Raw genomic sequence first — 16,971 nt, forward strand, 5'->3', positions numbered from 1 at the left:
TGCAACTAATGATGTCAGTCCAAATAAAAAGATGAAAGGAAGAGCATGATGTGCCGAAATATTAAAACGTTATTTAACTTCGATCCACCGGCAACAGAAGAAGAAGTAGCTGCCGCTTCGCTCCAGTTTGTTCGAAAGCTATCGGGATATCAGTCGCCATCGAAAGCCAATGAAGAAGCATTCAATGTTGCGATTCAAGAGGTGGCTGCGGCTGCTCAGAAATTGCTCGACACGCTAGTCACCCAAGCTGAGCCGCGTGATCGAGAGGTCGAAATCGAGCGTGCCCGCGCAAGAAATGCCAAAAGATTTGGTACGGCGGAAGCTTAGAGGTTGGAGTTCTTATACCACTTATAGACAAATGAACCTCAGATTTCTCTGAGGTTTATTTGATTAGGACATCTATAAGGAGATAGTAAAAGCCTTTTTTTGTTATGATGAGGCTTTTGCTATTTTCCATTGTTCATGAGCAAGCTGTATTCTTTTCCATAGTTCATCCCGTTCTTGACTGCTGTAGTTGACGAGTTTTTCTTCAAAAACCTCACCCAACACCTCGAGCCACTGGGATTGACTCACTAATTCCGTCTGCCTCACACCGTCAGTTCCTCGTTCATTCCAAATGCAGCCCCTTATTTCATTGCTTCCGCCAGCATGTCTATTTCGAATTAAAAACATATTGATCCATGGAGATTCTGCGGAGCGGCTGTAATGCTCATGCTTAGGCTCAAACTCTGTCATATCCGCCAAAACGGTAGAATCATAATCCACGCCAACAAATGACGCAGATGGATCATGCTCTAAGCGCCATCCATTTGGAACAACAAGAGATTCTGTTACTTTATAAATAAAAGGGTTCTGGTTATACGTTCCAGCAAGAAGAGGCAGCGGCTCATAGGGCATATCGCCTAATCCAACATCAATAATCCATTGTTCTTCTTCGTTGTTTTCGTTCAACAAGTGAGCGGTTAGTCCAAGGTGAAACGAGTTGATACGAGGCTCGGCACCTATTGGCTGTACGCCTGCCCGGTGGAATGAAACCTTGTAGCCTAATGAACGCAGAAGCTGGCTAAATGCGCCATTTAAATGAAAACAATATCCGCTTCTGCCATGGATAAGAAGCGGGACGGATTGATTGAGTTGAATTCCTGCGGGTTTACCTGCAAAAACATCAATGGTTTGCCAAGAGAAAACTCTAACATGGGCTCTATGAAGCTCAAATAGAAATGCCTTGGTTGGCTCCTGAATTTCTGAGATACCGAGCCTGCTTAAATAAGCTTTTATTTCTTCTCTCGTCAACGGTTCCATAACGATTCACCTCTATGGCTCAAACATCGTTTTGAGCTTCTTTATTTTATTGCCTTTATCACATCCTAAACGAGAAAGAGCTAGAGAACAATGTAGAAATGCAAAGACTGTACCGGTACAGCATCATTCAATGAATGGTTAGTCATGATGACCAAGTCCTTATACATATACTTTTTTGAAGAGCATACCGAGAGGAGACATCTGCGTGAATAATCAGGTGCGTTATTATAAGCCGTTTATTAGCCCTTTAGATCCCTGCCCGCCTATAAAAGTAAAAAGCTTCAGCACGCCGCCTCAATTATTTATTACCTTTCAACCGCCCAATTTACCTCAGTTTTCACCTCATGAAGCATTGAGATATGGCACACTCTGGCCCATGTTGTATAGCCCATATGATCCGAAAAACGACAGACAGGAAGAAGGTGATTGACGGTGGCGATCATACTTGATGAAGAGTATTACAAGCTGCTGCATGATTTGCAGGCGGTAGATTTTGTACTCGTGGAGCTGAATTTATATTTGGATACTCATCCTACAGATTCCAATGCCATACATCAATACAACCAGTTCGCACAGCTAAGATTGCCTATCGTACAGCAGTATGAATCGAAATACGGACCTTTAAAGCATTTTGGCCAAAGCTTCTCTACCAACCCTTGGTCATGGAATGATACACCATGGCCGTGGCAGGTATAAATAGTGGATAGAGCCAGTAGGAAAACTAGAGGAGGCACCGTACATGTGGGTTTATGAGAAAAAACTGCAATATCCCGTTCGCGTAAGCAAATGCGATCCAATGATGGCTAAGTTTCTAATGGAGCAATATGGCGGTGCTGACGGTGAGCTTGCAGCAGCGCTTCGGTATTTAAACCAGAGGTACACGATTCCAGATAAAGTCATTGGATTGCTAACAGATATAGGCACTGAGGAATTGGTACATCATATTTGTAGGTGATGATTTTCTATTGTAGTATATTTTAATCATAAGATGATAAATGGTTTCATTAATTAAAGAAAAAGGGCTGCTCCTTGCATCAGCCCGTATTTGTATGCATTTTTATGTACATTGAAATTACAATCTTTTAAAGAATTATATTTTTAATTCTGGTAACTTAGGTTGAAGTTCTAGAGTGAATTTATCTTGAGCGCCACTCCATCTACCGCCTTCTTTTTTAGTGTATACAACAGATCCAAGGATTAATTTTAGTAATTGGTTTTTCTCTTCAGGAGTTTGAGCTTCATTATAAACATCAAGTACATGCTCTATTTGAGGAATAATATTTGTTCTTGCTGATTCTCGTTTATTATAAACTTCTAATGCTTGCTTTGTCTGCTCGAGGGAGTTTTTTGTTTCTTCAATACGCAAATCGAGGTTTTTCGATCTTTCTAAATATACCTCAATCGTATAAATTTTTAGTTCTAACAAATCATGCAGTGAGCTTTTTTGTTTGCTTAATTCTTTGAGTTTATTTTCTAATGATTTATAAGCATCTTGATTTGCTTTCAATTTCATGTCATCAAAAGTATTTATTGTTGGTCGTTTTGACTCCCAATCAACTTTATAAGACTCTAACCATTCACGTAAACCTTGTAAGAGACGATCTTCTATAAGCTGGAAATATGCACTTACATTTTTACAACGTGGCATAGAGCACATGAGAGTAGCCGGAGTCTTATCACCAAACTGTCTCATTATGACGGCAGATCCACAAACTCCACATCTAATTAATCCAGCCAGGGGATTCACTGTTACGCCTTTCTTCGGACCTGGATTATTATTATTTGCTTTCATTATTTGTTGTGCCATATTAAATGTGTTTTCGTCAATAATTGCTGGGTGTAAGCCTTTCTGTTCAATCCAATCTTTACGTTGTAATCTTGGACGACTTATAGAGTCACGTCGTTTTAATAATGGTCGTGACTTCCATCTAACATTACCAATGTATGTTGGGTTTCTTAAAATTGTATTTATAGTTACTACAATCCACATTGAACCCCTCATAGTAGGGATGCCTTTATCATTCAGATAATGTGCGATTAATTGTGTCCCTAAGCGTTTATCTATATCAGGATCTGTATATAATGAAAAAATTAATTGTACTATTTGTGCTTGCTCTGGATGAGGTTCTAAAGTGTAACCCTTCCCAGGTAATTTAATTCGTTGGTATCCATAAGGAGCAATATTGCCCATATATCGGCCTTCCTTTACACCATCAATTCTTCCTCCTTGTAATCTTCTTGTTATTGTTTTGAATTCTCTCCGACTCATAAATAAGCCGAATTCAAAATATTCTTCATCATTTGGATCATTTGGATCGTATGTTCTCATAGGTGTGATTATTAGTGTATCAGAATATTTAAAAGCTTGAGAAACAATGCCTTGGTCTAGTGTATCCCCACGAGCAAGACGCTCTACTTCTACAACTAATACTCCGTCCCAACGGTTATCTTCAATATCATTTAGTAAACGTAACATTTCAGGCCTTGCTGAAATTCGTTCACCAGTTATTGGCTTTTCTTTATATATTTCTGTAACGTTAATCCCAAGTTTTTTTTGAAGTTGAAGTAAATTATTCATATGTCTTGTATAAGTATCTTCTTCACCTTTACCCTCAGCCTCTAAATCTGAACGGGATTTTCTTAAATAAATACAAAATTGTCCTTCTAATATCTTTTTTTTCAGAAAAAGGACCTCCTTCTTGGCTTTTAACAATTATAGCACTATAGCTAATACAAAAAATATTGAATTAAAGGGACTTATGAATCACAAAAATATGTCACAATTCGACAAAATAAACGAAATTAATGTGTTATCATTTCAAAAGTGGTCCTATTATAGGGGTTCTTTAGTCTGATAGTAACCTTATAAGGTTACTATTGCGGTAGGGAGGAGCGCTAAGCTCGCAACCGTTTGCCATTTTTTTGTTATTCCCAAGTGTATAGATCCTCCATAGAACAGCCTAAAATCTCAGCGGATTTTCTTAGTCGTAAAACAGATAGTTTTCTTTCACCGGATATTAATTTGGTAATAAACGCTTTTGACACACCCAGTTTTCTGGAAAACTCTGATTGAGACATATTATTTTGGGCTAATAACATAGGCAAACGGCTACTCCCATACCGGAGAGAAGCCATTATACTAGAACCTCCTAATTCTTGTTTAATATCAACTTGTTTAACTACATCGGAGGACAAAATGAAAAGAGAAAATTTGTTCAAAACTATTAAAAATCTCAATTTAGAGCAGGTTAATAAACTTATTTTATTTATTGAAGAAGAAAAAATCTCTAAGGAGTTACAAAAGTATTTACAAGATTGTATTAATCTTTCGAAGCTATAATTTCAGCTGTTTTTAGAATATGGTCTACTTGTTCATCAGTTAAGTCATCTAAAATCTTTAGGAGTTTTTCTTTGCGCTCATCAGAAAGAATAGTTTCAAGCATTTTAAGTTTCTTATTTTCTATTATTATCTTTTGTATTGATTCGTTAAATTCGTCTTTTGAAGGTATTTTTGTCTCTGAACCATCCTCACCAATTATTGAATATGAAAAGTATCTGGACATATTTATTTTTTCTTCACTAGTAGCTTCTTTAAACATTTTCTTAACATAACTTTCAGTAAAATTATTTTTCTCATCTGTATTCTTATCTAAGTTATTTTTATTATGATTATAAAACTTTTCTGCATACATTTCTGAAACAGCATTAAGAAAATTTTCAAATCCCTCTTCACCTAAATCGTCTAGTACTGGTTTTAATCTCTCTGTCTGTGCAGCAATAATTAACTTTTCCGGATTACAATTTGTTGCTTTTGCTAATGCTTTGTTAACTTCTTCTGAAGCTGGTGGAATATCGTTATTTATTAGTTTACTAATATAAGCCTGTGATACTGGTGTTTTGTTATTTGAACATCTTCTTGATATTTCTCTTAATGATAAGCCACTTTCGTTAACATATTGCTTTAATGTATTACTATAACTATTCATCTAAACACACTCCATTCATCAGTTATTATAGACGAACGATAACTAAAATTAAACATACAAAAATTGATAACAATATATGAATCATAGCTATTGACTATTGATGAATAAATAGTTATCATCAACCTAAGTGATGAATTATAGTTATCAACTATTGAATATAAAACTTTGTTTAAAGGTGTGTGATTATCTATGGCTGTCCAATTGATTAACCAGCATATATATTCTCATGGGAGGGATGATGAGATGAAAAACCAATTCAAACCGCATGAGGAACATGGGAATATAATTAAAACAATAGAAATTGGAAATTCGACAATCATAATCCGTGATAAAGAATGTGTTTCAAAACAAGAAGATATTGATAAGATTCTCGATGAGTTTAGTTCGATCGGCTGGGCTATATTAGAAAAAAAATATGCATCTGAAAATGAGTAAATAAGATGAGGATTTCCAATATTCCTACTATTTACCTATCGCAATTATATATTTTATTATTTTTTTATGCATCCACAATCTCAATATAAATTAATTCAACTTGAGAGGAGGGGGAATATGGAGTTAAAGATTAAAAACCTAAGAGTTGGTAAGGATTTGACACAACTAGAGGTTGCTGTTCTTGCTAATATTACACAACCGTACTTAAGTGAAATTGAAACAGGTAAAACAAAACCATCTCTTGATGTGTTGGAAAGGCTCTCAAGAGCGTTAAATGTAAGCATTAGTGATTTGTTTTAATATAAAATCGTCTATATAAATTGAAAAGATGATCGACTGCAATCGATCACCTTCTCTGGAAAGTATAAAATTGAGACTAGACACCTCTAATACTACACTTTCCCCTTATAAATTCGCAATATCTCCATGAAATTAATTTAATCCTGGTCTGCAATTACTCTTAAAAAATATCCGGAGGAAATTCTCTTTGAAGAAAATAAAAAACTACATAAATTGGACTATCTATGAAGCATCCTCTAAGAATGAAAACGATGGTTATAGATACGCAGCATTTCTACCTGATGATGGACCTGACGTTATGGGATCTCCAGAGTGGCAAGCAGATAACTTGCAAGAAATTATTGATTTTATCAATAGTTACTAATTTATAGGAGGAATTACAATTGGATATTCAACGTATGGTTACCGACTTTGGTAACTCGCTTGGCCAATTCATGATTGATGGCCATTATTTTGAGATGCCTTCATCTATTAAAGAAATTTCGTCAGAGACTGTAGAGGGGTTATTTGCACAAACCATTCCTGCTGATTCCCTTGATGAACACCTTGTCATTAGGTCTGGTGATCTGTTCTTCATGGTTGGGAAACGAGCACAAGCGGAGCTCTTAGGTAATGCTCATATCTATAAATTGCATGATAAAACGAAATCTGAGACTGTATGGGTTACTTGGCTTGCAGGATTGGCATTGTATCATGCAATGAAAAAACCAGAGTTGAAACAAGATACCATAACGATTGACTATTTCGGCACGTTATTACCAGTTTGGCTAGTTAAAAAAGGCAATAGTTTTAAAGAAAAATTAGCAACGATGGCAGTTCGTTTTCAAGTAGAAACTTCTTTTGAACTTATTACCCCAGGATATCGTCGTGAACTAACGATTAAAGTGAATTATGCTGAGTGCCGCATAGAAGGAGAAAATGCGCGACATGCACTGAAGCTCGACCTTGAAGGTAATCCAAGGGAAGAGGCTAAGAGGTACAAAGAAGCATATACGGTAATAGATGATATTGGAGGTCAAAGTCAAGATTTATGTAAGCTGCAGCCTGATTTAAACGGAGCTCAAAAGTCAGATGACTTTGTATCATCAACGGATCAAAGTTACTTAGCGGTATTGGAGAAATTAAGAACGGACAAGCTTATGGATTATTTTCAGGACGTTCGGTCTCTGGAATCCTTTATCCTCTCACACATTGAAACTCAAAATTTTATATATAAGGATCCAGTATCTCATGTAGAGTTTCCTCTAACAGAGGATATAGAGCCGGTACTAAATGATTTTGCAGCTGTTGCCATGCAGAAGTCATTACTAAGTTTCAATTTTAAGCAAGGGGATCTAGTGTATTACGTTCACATTGGTGGCGTAAATCAAGCACTTCGCAAATATATGATGGATTACTTATGTAAACAGCTGGGCGAGAAAGTAGCTAAGCTGTATCATATATTTCCTGAAGATTCACGCAAATTGAATATTTATGCTTCAGAGATAGTTGCGAAAAATTATTTAAAACGCAACATTCCAGTTAGCGTAAGGATCGCTAATTCAGAATGACACGTCGAAATCAATACAATGTCAGTGCATTGAAATTTACGGATGATGTACATGACTTTTTGGAGCATTTATCTACAAGTCGTGAATTATCTGAATGGGTAGCACAGCAAGTTAAACAGGAGATTGGACGTATCGGTACGTCAACGGGGACATGCTCCTGCAGCAAAGTAATGGATGAATTAAATGAAATCAAGCAGTTGCTTATCAGCGGCTGCAATAAATCGAGTCAAGAAGAGCCGGAGGTCATAGAGTCTAAAACTGTCATGAAACAAATTAGTAGTGATTCGATAAATCAGCTTATTGTAGAAAGTGATTTGGAATACGGATTTTAAAGCCGTTATATCAACACGAAGGCAGGCATGAACCATAAAATCGTTTAAAAGGAGGAATGGATGTGCTGAGGGATGGGCTTGATCAAATCATTGAGCAAAAGCGACTCTTGATGCAATTTGCAGTTAATCAAAATAACAATAATCTCGTACATCCAGATGTGGTAAAGGCGAGTCAGGAACTGGACGAGCTGATTAATTTAGCGATGCAAAAGAAGAGGAGGTAAGACAGATGGAAGCTAAAGGTTTCCCTTATCAACAAGATTTAAAACAGCTTGTTGAAGGTGAAAAAATCGTACTGTATCTCGCTGAAAAAGCATATATCGTGCAGCTGGCAACGGATGAAGAGTTGGAGAAAATCAACCAAGGATTTTTTATTATGACGTAGCCGAAACGCCCAGCATGGGGCGTCGCGAGGTAGATAGCCGTTCCTCGCCTGAAGATGGCAGGCTAGATTGGAGGCATAATGGATGGGGGTTGCTAAGTTAAAATCTTATTCAGAAACGGATCTTATCGACGGCATTACATATGACAAACATTATCGGATGACATATCATCCTGATTTTCATTTGAATCACGGAATAAAATTCTCAAATGAGGATTTGGAATACTTATGTATGTTTTATGGAATCGATAAAAATCGAACTTTGGCTTTTGGTTTAGGTCGAACAGAGTCAGTGATTCGATCAAAATATGAGTATCTTAAGAGAAAGGGTCTTATAGATTACTATCGTAATCGTTATCTAAGAAAATACGAAGCATTTGATTTAGCCGAAACGCTGGTTCCCAGGCGTCGTGAGAAGATAACCGCTCTCACTTGATAATGGTAGGTTGAATTTACTAACAAAGTGAGGGGATTTATATGAAGAAATATGAGGATTGGAAGGGTAATATGGATGATTTCTTAAAAATTGGTGATGAGGTTGATGATGAGTTTTACGAATACTTTCTGAACGTGTTACCTCCAGCATCCTGGACTTCTTCTCTCGTCCAAATCGGTGAACCTCATAGCCACGTTGGGGGAAGGGCTACTTATGCCACGATAGCCAAAGTTGATGGGAAATGGATTTATAGAGGGCATTGTCATAGAGGTGAAACCTCTCATGCAAAATAGCTTGCAGGTTGATGCTTTTGAGCAAATTCATGACTTGAAAGTAGATTTGCAGAATCTATTGCAGTCTGTTGAGGGAGAGAGGAAATTGATTCGTCAACTACTCTCTACCACTAACCGGTTGGCCACTAGCACTTATTCTAGAAACTCTGCAGGATTTAATAAGAATGGGAGGATATTATGAAAATCTGTTATCGGGAAATTAAATTTCGTCGTGAGAGCTTAGCACTGATTCACAAGGTCAACGAAATTATTAATGAATATATCTCTAGAGGATACTCGTTGTCCCTTAGACAAGTTTACTATCAACTGGTCGCACGAGATATCATACCGAATACTGAGCGCAGCTATAAAAATTTGGGGACGCTCGTATCGGATGCTCGTATCTCAGGTCTTATTGATTGGGATGCAATAGAGGATCGAACACGAAATTTGAGAGGGAATAGCCATTGGAATACACTAGGGGATATTATGTACTCCACAGCGAGAAGCTTTGCTTATGATAAATGGGCCGATCAGGACTATCATGTCGAGGTTTGGGTTGAGAAGGATGCCCTCGTTGGTGTGGTTGGTACGATTTGCGATCAATTAGATATTTCATACTTCTCATGTCGTGGTTATGTGAGCCAAACGGAAATGTGGGTTGCAGCACAGCGGCTAGTCCGAAAATATGATGAAGGTAAAGAAACGATAATTATCCATTTGGGAGATCATGATCCTAGCGGAATTGACATGACTCGCGATATCGAAGCGCGATTAAATACATTTGAATCCTTTCCATTAGTGCGACGAGTAGCTTTAAATATGGATCAAATTGAACAATATCTACCGCCTCCCAACCCAACTAAGCTTACAGACACGCGAGCTACGAGCTACATATCGGAGTTTGGTTATGAATGCTGGGAATTGGATGCGCTTGATCCACAGGTTATGGAACAAATCATTGAGACAAATGTATCTGAGTTTTTGGATATCAAGCGTTTTAATGCAGCAGCAGCTCGTGAGAAAGAAGCAAAAGCGACATTACGGAAGGTAGCGGATCATTGGGATGATATTAAAAAACGGTACGCTTAATAATGTACACAAGAGCCGAAACGCCTGGCTTAAGCAGGCGTCGCGAGGAAATTGGTTACCTCGCCTGAAGATGGCAGCCAACAACGGAGGGAGTGACAAATCTTGATTTGCATACATTGCGACAGACTATGTCATCCAGTAGACGAGGGACTTTATTACTGCAATTATTGTAGCCAACAATTTGAACAAACCTTATTAGCTTTAGATGACCTATATGTTGTCCCTGTTAAGCGAAAGGAGAGAACGACGATCATGCGGAGAAAAATATCGGTAACCGAACAAAATATCGCATCTATTCCTTTATCCTGGCTTACTGTACGTTATGGCCAACTTAAAAAACAATTGCGGACTACGATCACACCTGAGTTGGTTCAAGAAAGTTCGCTCATTGCGACGTATATGGCAGAGTCGGGTAATGGCTTTGATGATTTCTATGCGGGAGCAGAGCAGGTTGAGCTAAACATACCACAGACTAAAAAAGAAGAATATGTTCCTCTAGTGGAGGAGCTGCTTGAACAGTATTTTTTAAATACAAAGCGTAAACGCAAATTAGAGCTCGATTTAGAAACAATACAATCTCAACTAGCTTTGCCAGCCATGACCGCCTCCTACAGTGGCATGAGCGGTAGCGGTGGCCCTGCAAGTCCTATCGAAGCCGAGTACATCCGAAAAGAACAGCGGATGACAAACAAGGCACAGGAAATAGCAGATTTAGACATTGAAATAGATGAGATGGATCGAGCATTATCCCGTTTATCATCGGAGCAAAGTGACTTAATAAAAAAACGTTATTTAGTTCGTGAAAAACCATACGATTATGAGTTGCTGGAACATATGCTTTATAATCGTCAAAAATATTTTCAGCTAAAGCACAATGCATTATGCAAAATAGCTAGCAGCTTGAAAATTATCTAGAAAGAATCAATCATCTAGAAAGGAGCAACCAAATGCTGAACGAACATAAATCAATTATCCAGCCAATTCACACTAACACACCTATTAAGTTCAGCTACCGTTTTTTACAAGCTTTATTTGCTATTGAAGAAGAATTCGAAGCACGTCAGACGTTTCGTTCTCCGAGTGGACGAGTAAGACTCATGCATCATCTCACTAAAGCAGATTTGCAGCTTGCAATGACGCTTCAGGTAGGCATTCAGACAGTAGGTATTTCCACGTACATCAATCGTCATATTATCTACATAAAGCTGAAGGAACTCTTTGAAACACCCGTAAACAAAGATCAGTTTTATGCATCCTATCATAAATTTGTTTTGCATAAGCTCATACTTGAAACAAAAGAAAAGTATACGGGTACGCTATCCATTAGCCTGCCCTCGTATTTAGAGCCTGGCGGTCAGTTAGGGCGATTTATTTTGCTGCCTTCACTAGTAACGAGAAAGGCTTTTACATCGCTGTCTATAGCGGCTCAGAAGCTTTATATCTATGGTTGTGGCCAACAAGGAGATGAGAGATGTAAACTGCTGCAGCTTAATTTCTCTAAGCTTGGGCAGCTCATACATCGTGAGGATAACAGTCATATTCGGAAGGTATTAGAGCAGCTGGGATCAATGGTTATAGATGGTCAGGCATTGTTTTCAATTGCACGAGTGGAACGTAACTTATTCGGTGAACCAAAAGCAGTATTTCAGGTGAATGCGGCACTCATGCCTAGACACATAAACGGCATGCATTATCGCTCTATTTTTCCTGCCAAAAAAAGCTACCGCCGCTTGATTGCCCAAATAAAGGGCTATTTAGTGGCTATTGGTTGTGATTCAATTCTTGATTGGCAAAATGGGCAAGGTTTGCTGCAGCTTGCTGCGCTGCTGAAGGATAAAAGCCAAAGTGTACTGCGATACGTTATGGCTCGTATTAAAGAAAGCTTTGATATAGATGGTGAGCATCCGGAGAAGGCAATAGATCGCATACGACTTGAAATGCGAGATAAAGGGGCAGCTGCTCTACTGGCCATTACCAAAGAGACAGGTATCATAAGATTTGTGAAGGATAGCAAGCGTGAAGATTTTGTACTCAAGCTGAACGGTTTTATGAAGCCAGGATTTAGAAAGTTATGCCGCCGCGCTTTACTAACACTGGAACAACAGCATGCCCTACCAGGAGCGTTTAATACACTAGACTATAAGTTGTCGACCTTGGCTGCTGAAGAGCTGGAGTTGAATGTGGATCTACATACATTCCGGACGATGGCACTAGCCAAGCGCATCGATCCTACCGCCTTTAAGGATATGATTATGGAAGCCGGTTATCGTATGCGTGAAGGCGCATCTTCAGATTCATTGATGCAATGGATGGCTTGGGAATTGGACAAACTTCCTACATGGAAGCTTATACCTGATCCACCGCAGGATTTCTGCCTCGCTACATATTTAAAAACAATGCAAGCTTAGCCCTCAGCCCTAGACTCTAGGATAAGGGCTCTTTCGCGTCCCCCAATCCTATATAGACCTCTGCTTCACTACTTTTCAATGCTTCCTTCAACCTTCAACGACCATAATGAACAAAGATTTTATCAACCATTTATTAGCAAAATAAAACAATAAATTTTTGTAGCGTCATTTTCGAAAATAAACAGATAAAAAAAGCTTAGAACTTGCCAGTACCATTGATCTGTGCAAAAACAAGAAAATTGGATTTTGATTTTTTAGTTTTTTCCGTTTTTATAAGAGGATTTTTAATAATAGTCGGCTTATATTCGGCAAAATAAAAATAGGTTTGTTTTTATTCGACAAAGTCTCGTAAATGCTGCGCTGTTGTTAGGGTATGTCGAATCGTAATCGTTTAATCTTGTAATCGTTAAAGGTTATAAACGTTTTCATCATCAATGTATTTATGTTTTTGAGTAAATAATTAGTTTACGTCGGCGATAATATATGGAAATATAGATAAAAAAATAGAATTTCAGGGGGACATTATGGTTAAAAAAATAATGGTATAAGAGAAAAGAGAACTGGTGGATTGGAATCGGGTTTATTATAGCTTTTTGTGCTGTAGCTGTTCCTTTTACATTAATGATTGTTTTCGAACAAAAGTTCAATTTGGAGAGTTTTGAAAATTAATTTAGGTACTGTTGGTGATTTTTTTGGAGGCACTACTGTCGGTTTACTATCACTGGCTAGCATCATTTTTGTTACAGCAGCAATTATGATGCAGAAGGAAGAGCTTGAGTTACAGCGAAATGAAGTGCAGAAGACAAGGGAAGAGTATGAGATTACCAATGCCACAATGAAAAAGCAGCAATTCGACAGCACATTTTTTAATATGATCAATCTGCATCATGATATTACAAAGGATATAGTAATAGAAGGTACCACGGGAAGAGCAGCAATGCAGATTGTTATTTTAAAGATAAAAGCAGCATACAAGGACAATGATGTGTTTGATGCTTACATCAAAGATCTGAAAAAGGAAGCATTAGAGGGAGATATTAAATTACTAGATGAACTGATAAGGAATAGGTATTTTTATTATCGAAAAGAAGAATTTAAAAGAGACAGTATACTCAGTTTTAAACGTAGTGGTATTAGGGAGGGTAACGAAGAATACGAGAAGTTTTTTGAAGATCTAGAAAATGGTATAAATAAAGATTGGAATGAATTGAAAATTGATCACACGGTAATTTATGAAAAAGCGATCTATTTGGATTATATACAATATGAAACATTGTTGAGCGAGATTGATTTCTTATCTGCACATTACACCTCTACCTATTCGGACAAGTTTAAAATGGATTATAAAACAAATCCGCTAAAAGAACTGAAAAGGGGAGCTTTTGAGAAAGTATACGATTCTTATGAAAGTCAACTCGGTCATTACTTTAGAAATCTATATCATATTATAAAACTAATCCAAAATGAAAAGTTCCATGAACGTGAACAAGATAGTAATAGAGAGAAGCGAAAGTACCTAGGCATAATACGTGCACAACTTTCATCATACGAGTTATTGGTCATTTTTTACAATATTGTTTATTCCTCGAAGGGTGATAAGTTTAAACAATTGTTGATTAATACACATTTCTTTGACGATCATCTGAATGTGAAAGAATTTTTATGGCCAAATGATTTTTCTGAGTTAGAGCAAATGAACGTTCAATAAAAAAGGTGTAAAAAGTTTAACAAAAATATTTATAATTCATACTTTTTGCATACGAAATGCAAACGATGACAATGAGAAAATTAGATATACTGAAAGAGTAGAAAAATGAGATACGAAAGGCCGTCAGACTGAGCTGGCGGCTTTTACCCGTTTATGGAGGTGACAGAGGATTGCATGTCTTGATTTACAATTTAGAAGTAAAGGACATACCGCCGCCAGCGTACCGGCTGCATGTATGTAATGATCAAAAAGAAATGGAAGGCATGCTCCTAAAAATGACGGTTACCCTTATTGTCATGCCGGAGGAGCATGCTGGAATGATTGAACGTTTGAGCTTGTTCGCACCCAATATCCCCATTGCTATTGTGGTCAAAGAGCATTCTCATCAACATGCACGTCACTGGACTTCACAAGGTATTGCTTGGGTTTGGCCAGAAACCAACTGGGAGAGACATTTGAATCTTACGCTCGATGCTCCGCTGCCGGAGACACAATTAGTGGATAGCCAAGAAAAGGTAGTATCGCAAACGTATGATCAACCAACCATACTAATTGCCGTGGCAGGGGCTTTTGATGGGGCAGGAAGTACACATCTATCTTTTGCTCTTGCGAACTACCTAGCTAAACAGGGTGATGGTAAAGTGGCCATTTGGGAGGCTGGTCGCAATCCCTGTTTCGAATTTCTTGCTTTTAATCACGATGGGGTAGTCAATACTAAGCCACGCTTTGAAATGGATAAGGTGACTTACTTTAAAAGCGCAGTAGATATGGATTGGGTAGAGTCTTACGCTGAGCAATTTCGCTATTTAATCGTTGATCTTGGCAATATTAATACGAGTGAACACACGAGTCTTTTCTTTCGGGCTACGATTCCGGTCTTGGTCGGGTCCGGTAGCAGCTGGCGGCAACGTGAGCTCGTGCAGCTATGCCGCAAACATATTCATAAGCCGCAAGAAAAGTGGCGAGTCGTATTGCCAATGGCTTCGGAAGACGCCAGGGATGAAATGGCGGAAACCTTGGCTGGAAGACAGGTCATGTCCTTACCAACTTGCGATCCCTACCAGTTGTCAGAAGAAGCAGAGCAGGTGATCGAGCGGATTCTAAATATCGCCAAACGAAAGCCTGCAGGTTTTTTTGGGCGACTAATAAATCGTTAGGAGGTAAGCAATTGAGCTATTTCTTACGTTACCAACCCATAGTGGATATTACGCATGGACGGGAGATCATTGGATATGAGAGTTTTGTGAGTGGATCAAAGGGTGAGAGTCCGGCAGATCTCTTTAAGCGTCATGCTGGTGCAATTGCTCGCTTTGATAGTGAGCTCATGCATACAGCCATCAAGGAAGCTCTACCAAGGCTCCAACCGCAGCAATTGCTATTTTTAAATGTACATCCTAAAACGTTATTAGCAGGTGTGTCATTACCTGAAGGCCATGCCAATCAACTGGTACTGGAAATCATGGAGAGCACGATCTATAGTGCGCGTATAAAGAGGCAGCTGCAGCAATTGGCCTTGAAAGGATATACCATGGCCTATGATGACTTTGGTAAACGAAATGCCAACTTAGACCGTCTGCTGTCTACGACATTTCGACCATCATGGATCAAACTAGACAAGGTGTTTATCGCGGCATATGCTGAACCTCAAGTGCCTCTTATCATAAGATACATGCTAGAGTTATGCGAGCTCTTGCATACTAAGCTCATTATCGAAGGTGTGGAATCAGAGGAGCAATTGCAATTGCTTCATACCTGTGGTGTTCGGTACGTCCAGGGCTATTACCTAGGCATGCCAAGCCGTGTTATTGAAGGAAAAACAATCAGCTCTCAGCCACTTCAAGCAGTGCAATAAGCGATTCACCATACCTGGGTGAATCGTTTTTTTATGTGTAAAAATCGAGAGAGGAGGTGAAAACAATGAACAAAGCAGGACATGTGGCTCTAGGCGTGGCCGCTGGATCGGGTCTGCTTTCACTCTTGCCACAAATGGACGGACATATGGCATCGCCCATAGTCTACATTTTAGCTGTTGCGGTAGGGAGCCTGGCACCGGATTTAGATCATAAGACCAGTACGGCTAGTAACCTCATTCAGCTCTCTACACAAAACCGAAGAATGGCTCAATCACTTGGTTTGCTACTTCTGTTAATCGCGGTTGCCATATGGGGACTCCCTAGACTTGGACTCGACCTAGACAACGTATGGGCAAGGAGTGCACCGCTTTGGGCTGCTGCAGGCGTTTTATGCTTATTGCTTGCGAAGCTGCGTAGCCTGGTATTGCTTGGCGTAGGAGCCTTATTACTTGCGGCATACGCGATGTATGATTGGCACTGGATCACAGCTTTTGCAGGCGGGGCATTACTTATTCTTCCGATGGTAAAGCATCGGGGGATCATTCACACGCCAGAGTTTGCACTAGCCTTAAGTATTGGAGCCTTTTCTTTTGGGCAGCAAAGCGATCTATGGATGGTGCAGGCCATTAGCATAGGGCTTATCGTGGGCTGGTGGGCGCATCTGATCGGTGATCTATTTGGACGTGAGGGGATTGGCTCCTTAATCTCAAAAAAAATACATGTGGCATTACGGCTTTTTGATAATGGAGGCACCGGTGAACGGTTATTGTCGGGGTTGTGTTGGGGAATTAGCATTGTTTGCTGGATCGTCTTTCTTATGCCAGTAGAATGGCGAATGGAGGCTTTCTTATCATCATTCCTATAAAACTCCTACAAACATTTCGATTGAAAGAGAGCAAGTGAGGAATAGTCCTA

Annotated in this window: 23 protein-coding genes, 1 other RNA gene and 1 pseudogene; 21 read left to right on the forward strand and 4 right to left on the reverse strand. The window is 38.8% G+C overall.

What is annotated here, in order from left to right:
- Window positions 1-48 precede the first annotated feature (48 nt).
- On the forward strand, window positions 49-327 hold the full coding sequence (locus BK120_RS21590) for a DUF2277 domain-containing protein (RefSeq protein WP_076269556.1): 279 nt from the start codon (window positions 49-51) through the stop codon (window positions 325-327).
- Window positions 328-429: 102 nt separating this feature from the next.
- Here BK120_RS21590 and BK120_RS21595 read toward each other — a convergent pair whose 3' ends face one another.
- The gene (locus BK120_RS21595) at window positions 430-1,302 is read right to left on the reverse strand and encodes an arylamine N-acetyltransferase family protein (RefSeq protein ID WP_076269557.1); all 873 of its coding nucleotides are present in this window, start codon (window positions 1,300-1,302) and stop codon (window positions 430-432) included.
- A gap of 205 nt (window positions 1,303-1,507) precedes the next feature.
- Between BK120_RS21595 and BK120_RS21600 the strand changes: the two genes are divergently transcribed.
- From BK120_RS21600 to BK120_RS21610, 3 genes and pseudogenes are all read left to right on the forward strand, one after another.
- Complete coding sequence (locus BK120_RS21600) at window positions 1,508-1,732, forward strand: spore coat associated protein CotJA (RefSeq protein ID WP_076269558.1); 225 nt, start codon at window positions 1,508-1,510, stop codon at window positions 1,730-1,732.
- Window positions 1,733-1,734: 2 nt separating this feature from the next.
- Window positions 1,735-1,998: a spore coat protein CotJB gene (locus BK120_RS21605; protein WP_144376813.1), complete on the forward strand. Its 264-nt coding sequence runs from the start codon at window positions 1,735-1,737 to the stop codon at window positions 1,996-1,998.
- Between the two features lie 43 nt (window positions 1,999-2,041).
- Window positions 2,042-2,242, forward strand: a pseudogene (locus BK120_RS21610) (manganese catalase family protein); the annotation flags it as partial.
- Between the two features lie 150 nt (window positions 2,243-2,392).
- Here BK120_RS21610 and BK120_RS21615 read toward each other — a convergent pair.
- From BK120_RS21615 to BK120_RS21625, 3 genes are all read right to left on the reverse strand, one after another.
- Window positions 2,393-4,015: a recombinase family protein gene (locus BK120_RS21615; RefSeq protein ID WP_083682292.1), complete on the reverse strand. Its 1,623-nt coding sequence runs from the start codon at window positions 4,013-4,015 to the stop codon at window positions 2,393-2,395.
- Window positions 4,016-4,227: 212 nt separating this feature from the next.
- A complete protein-coding gene (locus BK120_RS36440) occupies window positions 4,228-4,437 on the reverse strand; it encodes a helix-turn-helix domain-containing protein (RefSeq protein ID WP_076269560.1) in 210 nt (69 codons plus the stop codon).
- Between the two features lie 185 nt (window positions 4,438-4,622).
- Window positions 4,623-5,288 (reverse strand): helix-turn-helix domain-containing protein, encoded by a 666-nt coding sequence (locus BK120_RS21625; protein ID WP_076269561.1) that lies wholly within the window; start codon window positions 5,286-5,288, stop codon window positions 4,623-4,625.
- 243 nt (window positions 5,289-5,531) lie between these two features.
- On the opposite strand from BK120_RS21625, the gene BK120_RS21630 reads away from it, so the two are divergent.
- From BK120_RS21630 to BK120_RS21705, 17 genes are all read left to right on the forward strand, one after another.
- Window positions 5,532-5,723, forward strand: coding sequence for a hypothetical protein (locus BK120_RS21630; RefSeq protein WP_076269562.1), 192 nt, complete (start codon window positions 5,532-5,534; stop codon window positions 5,721-5,723).
- A gap of 117 nt (window positions 5,724-5,840) precedes the next feature.
- Window positions 5,841-6,023 (forward strand): helix-turn-helix domain-containing protein, encoded by a 183-nt coding sequence (locus BK120_RS21635; RefSeq protein ID WP_076269563.1) that lies wholly within the window; start codon window positions 5,841-5,843, stop codon window positions 6,021-6,023.
- A 187-nt stretch (window positions 6,024-6,210) separates the two neighbouring features.
- Window positions 6,211-6,387, forward strand: coding sequence for a hypothetical protein (locus tag BK120_RS35410; protein WP_179089850.1), 177 nt, complete (start codon window positions 6,211-6,213; stop codon window positions 6,385-6,387).
- Between the two features lie 19 nt (window positions 6,388-6,406).
- On the forward strand, window positions 6,407-7,573 hold the full coding sequence (locus BK120_RS21640) for an Alp7A family actin-like protein (protein ID WP_076269564.1): 1,167 nt from the start codon (window positions 6,407-6,409) through the stop codon (window positions 7,571-7,573).
- Window positions 7,570-7,905, forward strand: coding sequence for a hypothetical protein (locus BK120_RS21645; protein ID WP_076269565.1), 336 nt, complete (start codon window positions 7,570-7,572; stop codon window positions 7,903-7,905). Before BK120_RS21640 ends, BK120_RS21645 begins: the two co-directional genes overlap by 4 nt.
- A gap of 62 nt (window positions 7,906-7,967) precedes the next feature.
- On the forward strand, window positions 7,968-8,129 hold the full coding sequence (locus tag BK120_RS21650) for an aspartyl-phosphate phosphatase Spo0E family protein (protein ID WP_179089851.1): 162 nt from the start codon (window positions 7,968-7,970) through the stop codon (window positions 8,127-8,129).
- Between the two features lie 5 nt (window positions 8,130-8,134).
- Entirely contained in the window at window positions 8,135-8,290 is a 156-nt protein-coding gene (locus BK120_RS35415) for a hypothetical protein (protein ID WP_179089852.1), read from the forward strand.
- 82 nt (window positions 8,291-8,372) lie between these two features.
- Window positions 8,373-8,723: a hypothetical protein gene (locus BK120_RS21655; protein WP_076269566.1), complete on the forward strand. Its 351-nt coding sequence runs from the start codon at window positions 8,373-8,375 to the stop codon at window positions 8,721-8,723.
- A 41-nt stretch (window positions 8,724-8,764) separates the two neighbouring features.
- Window positions 8,765-9,016: a hypothetical protein gene (locus tag BK120_RS21660; protein ID WP_256710976.1), complete on the forward strand. Its 252-nt coding sequence runs from the start codon at window positions 8,765-8,767 to the stop codon at window positions 9,014-9,016.
- A gap of 177 nt (window positions 9,017-9,193) precedes the next feature.
- A complete protein-coding gene (locus BK120_RS21670; RefSeq protein ID WP_144376815.1) occupies window positions 9,194-10,087 on the forward strand; it encodes a hypothetical protein in 894 nt (297 codons plus the stop codon).
- Between the two features lie 13 nt (window positions 10,088-10,100).
- Window positions 10,101-10,170: hammerhead ribozyme type II (locus BK120_RS21675), an RNA gene on the forward strand.
- Window positions 10,171-10,339: 169 nt separating this feature from the next.
- Complete coding sequence (locus tag BK120_RS21680) at window positions 10,340-11,002, forward strand: ArpU family phage packaging/lysis transcriptional regulator (RefSeq protein ID WP_076269569.1); 663 nt, start codon at window positions 10,340-10,342, stop codon at window positions 11,000-11,002.
- A gap of 32 nt (window positions 11,003-11,034) precedes the next feature.
- Complete coding sequence (locus BK120_RS21685) at window positions 11,035-12,495, forward strand: hypothetical protein (protein WP_076269570.1); 1,461 nt, start codon at window positions 11,035-11,037, stop codon at window positions 12,493-12,495.
- A gap of 658 nt (window positions 12,496-13,153) precedes the next feature.
- Window positions 13,154-14,203, forward strand: coding sequence for a putative phage abortive infection protein (locus BK120_RS21690; RefSeq protein ID WP_076269571.1), 1,050 nt, complete (start codon window positions 13,154-13,156; stop codon window positions 14,201-14,203).
- Between the two features lie 170 nt (window positions 14,204-14,373).
- On the forward strand, window positions 14,374-15,360 hold the full coding sequence (locus BK120_RS34960) for a CpaE/TadZ family protein (protein WP_076269572.1): 987 nt from the start codon (window positions 14,374-14,376) through the stop codon (window positions 15,358-15,360).
- An 11-nt stretch (window positions 15,361-15,371) separates the two neighbouring features.
- A complete protein-coding gene (locus BK120_RS21700) occupies window positions 15,372-16,055 on the forward strand; it encodes an EAL domain-containing protein (protein WP_076269573.1) in 684 nt (227 codons plus the stop codon).
- A 65-nt stretch (window positions 16,056-16,120) separates the two neighbouring features.
- Complete coding sequence (locus tag BK120_RS21705) at window positions 16,121-16,921, forward strand: metal-dependent hydrolase (protein WP_076269574.1); 801 nt, start codon at window positions 16,121-16,123, stop codon at window positions 16,919-16,921.
- Window positions 16,922-16,971: the final 50 nt, after the last annotated feature.

It is taken from the genome of Paenibacillus sp. FSL A5-0031 (assembly GCF_001956295.1).
GTDB lineage: Bacteria > Bacillota > Bacilli > Paenibacillales > Paenibacillaceae > Pristimantibacillus.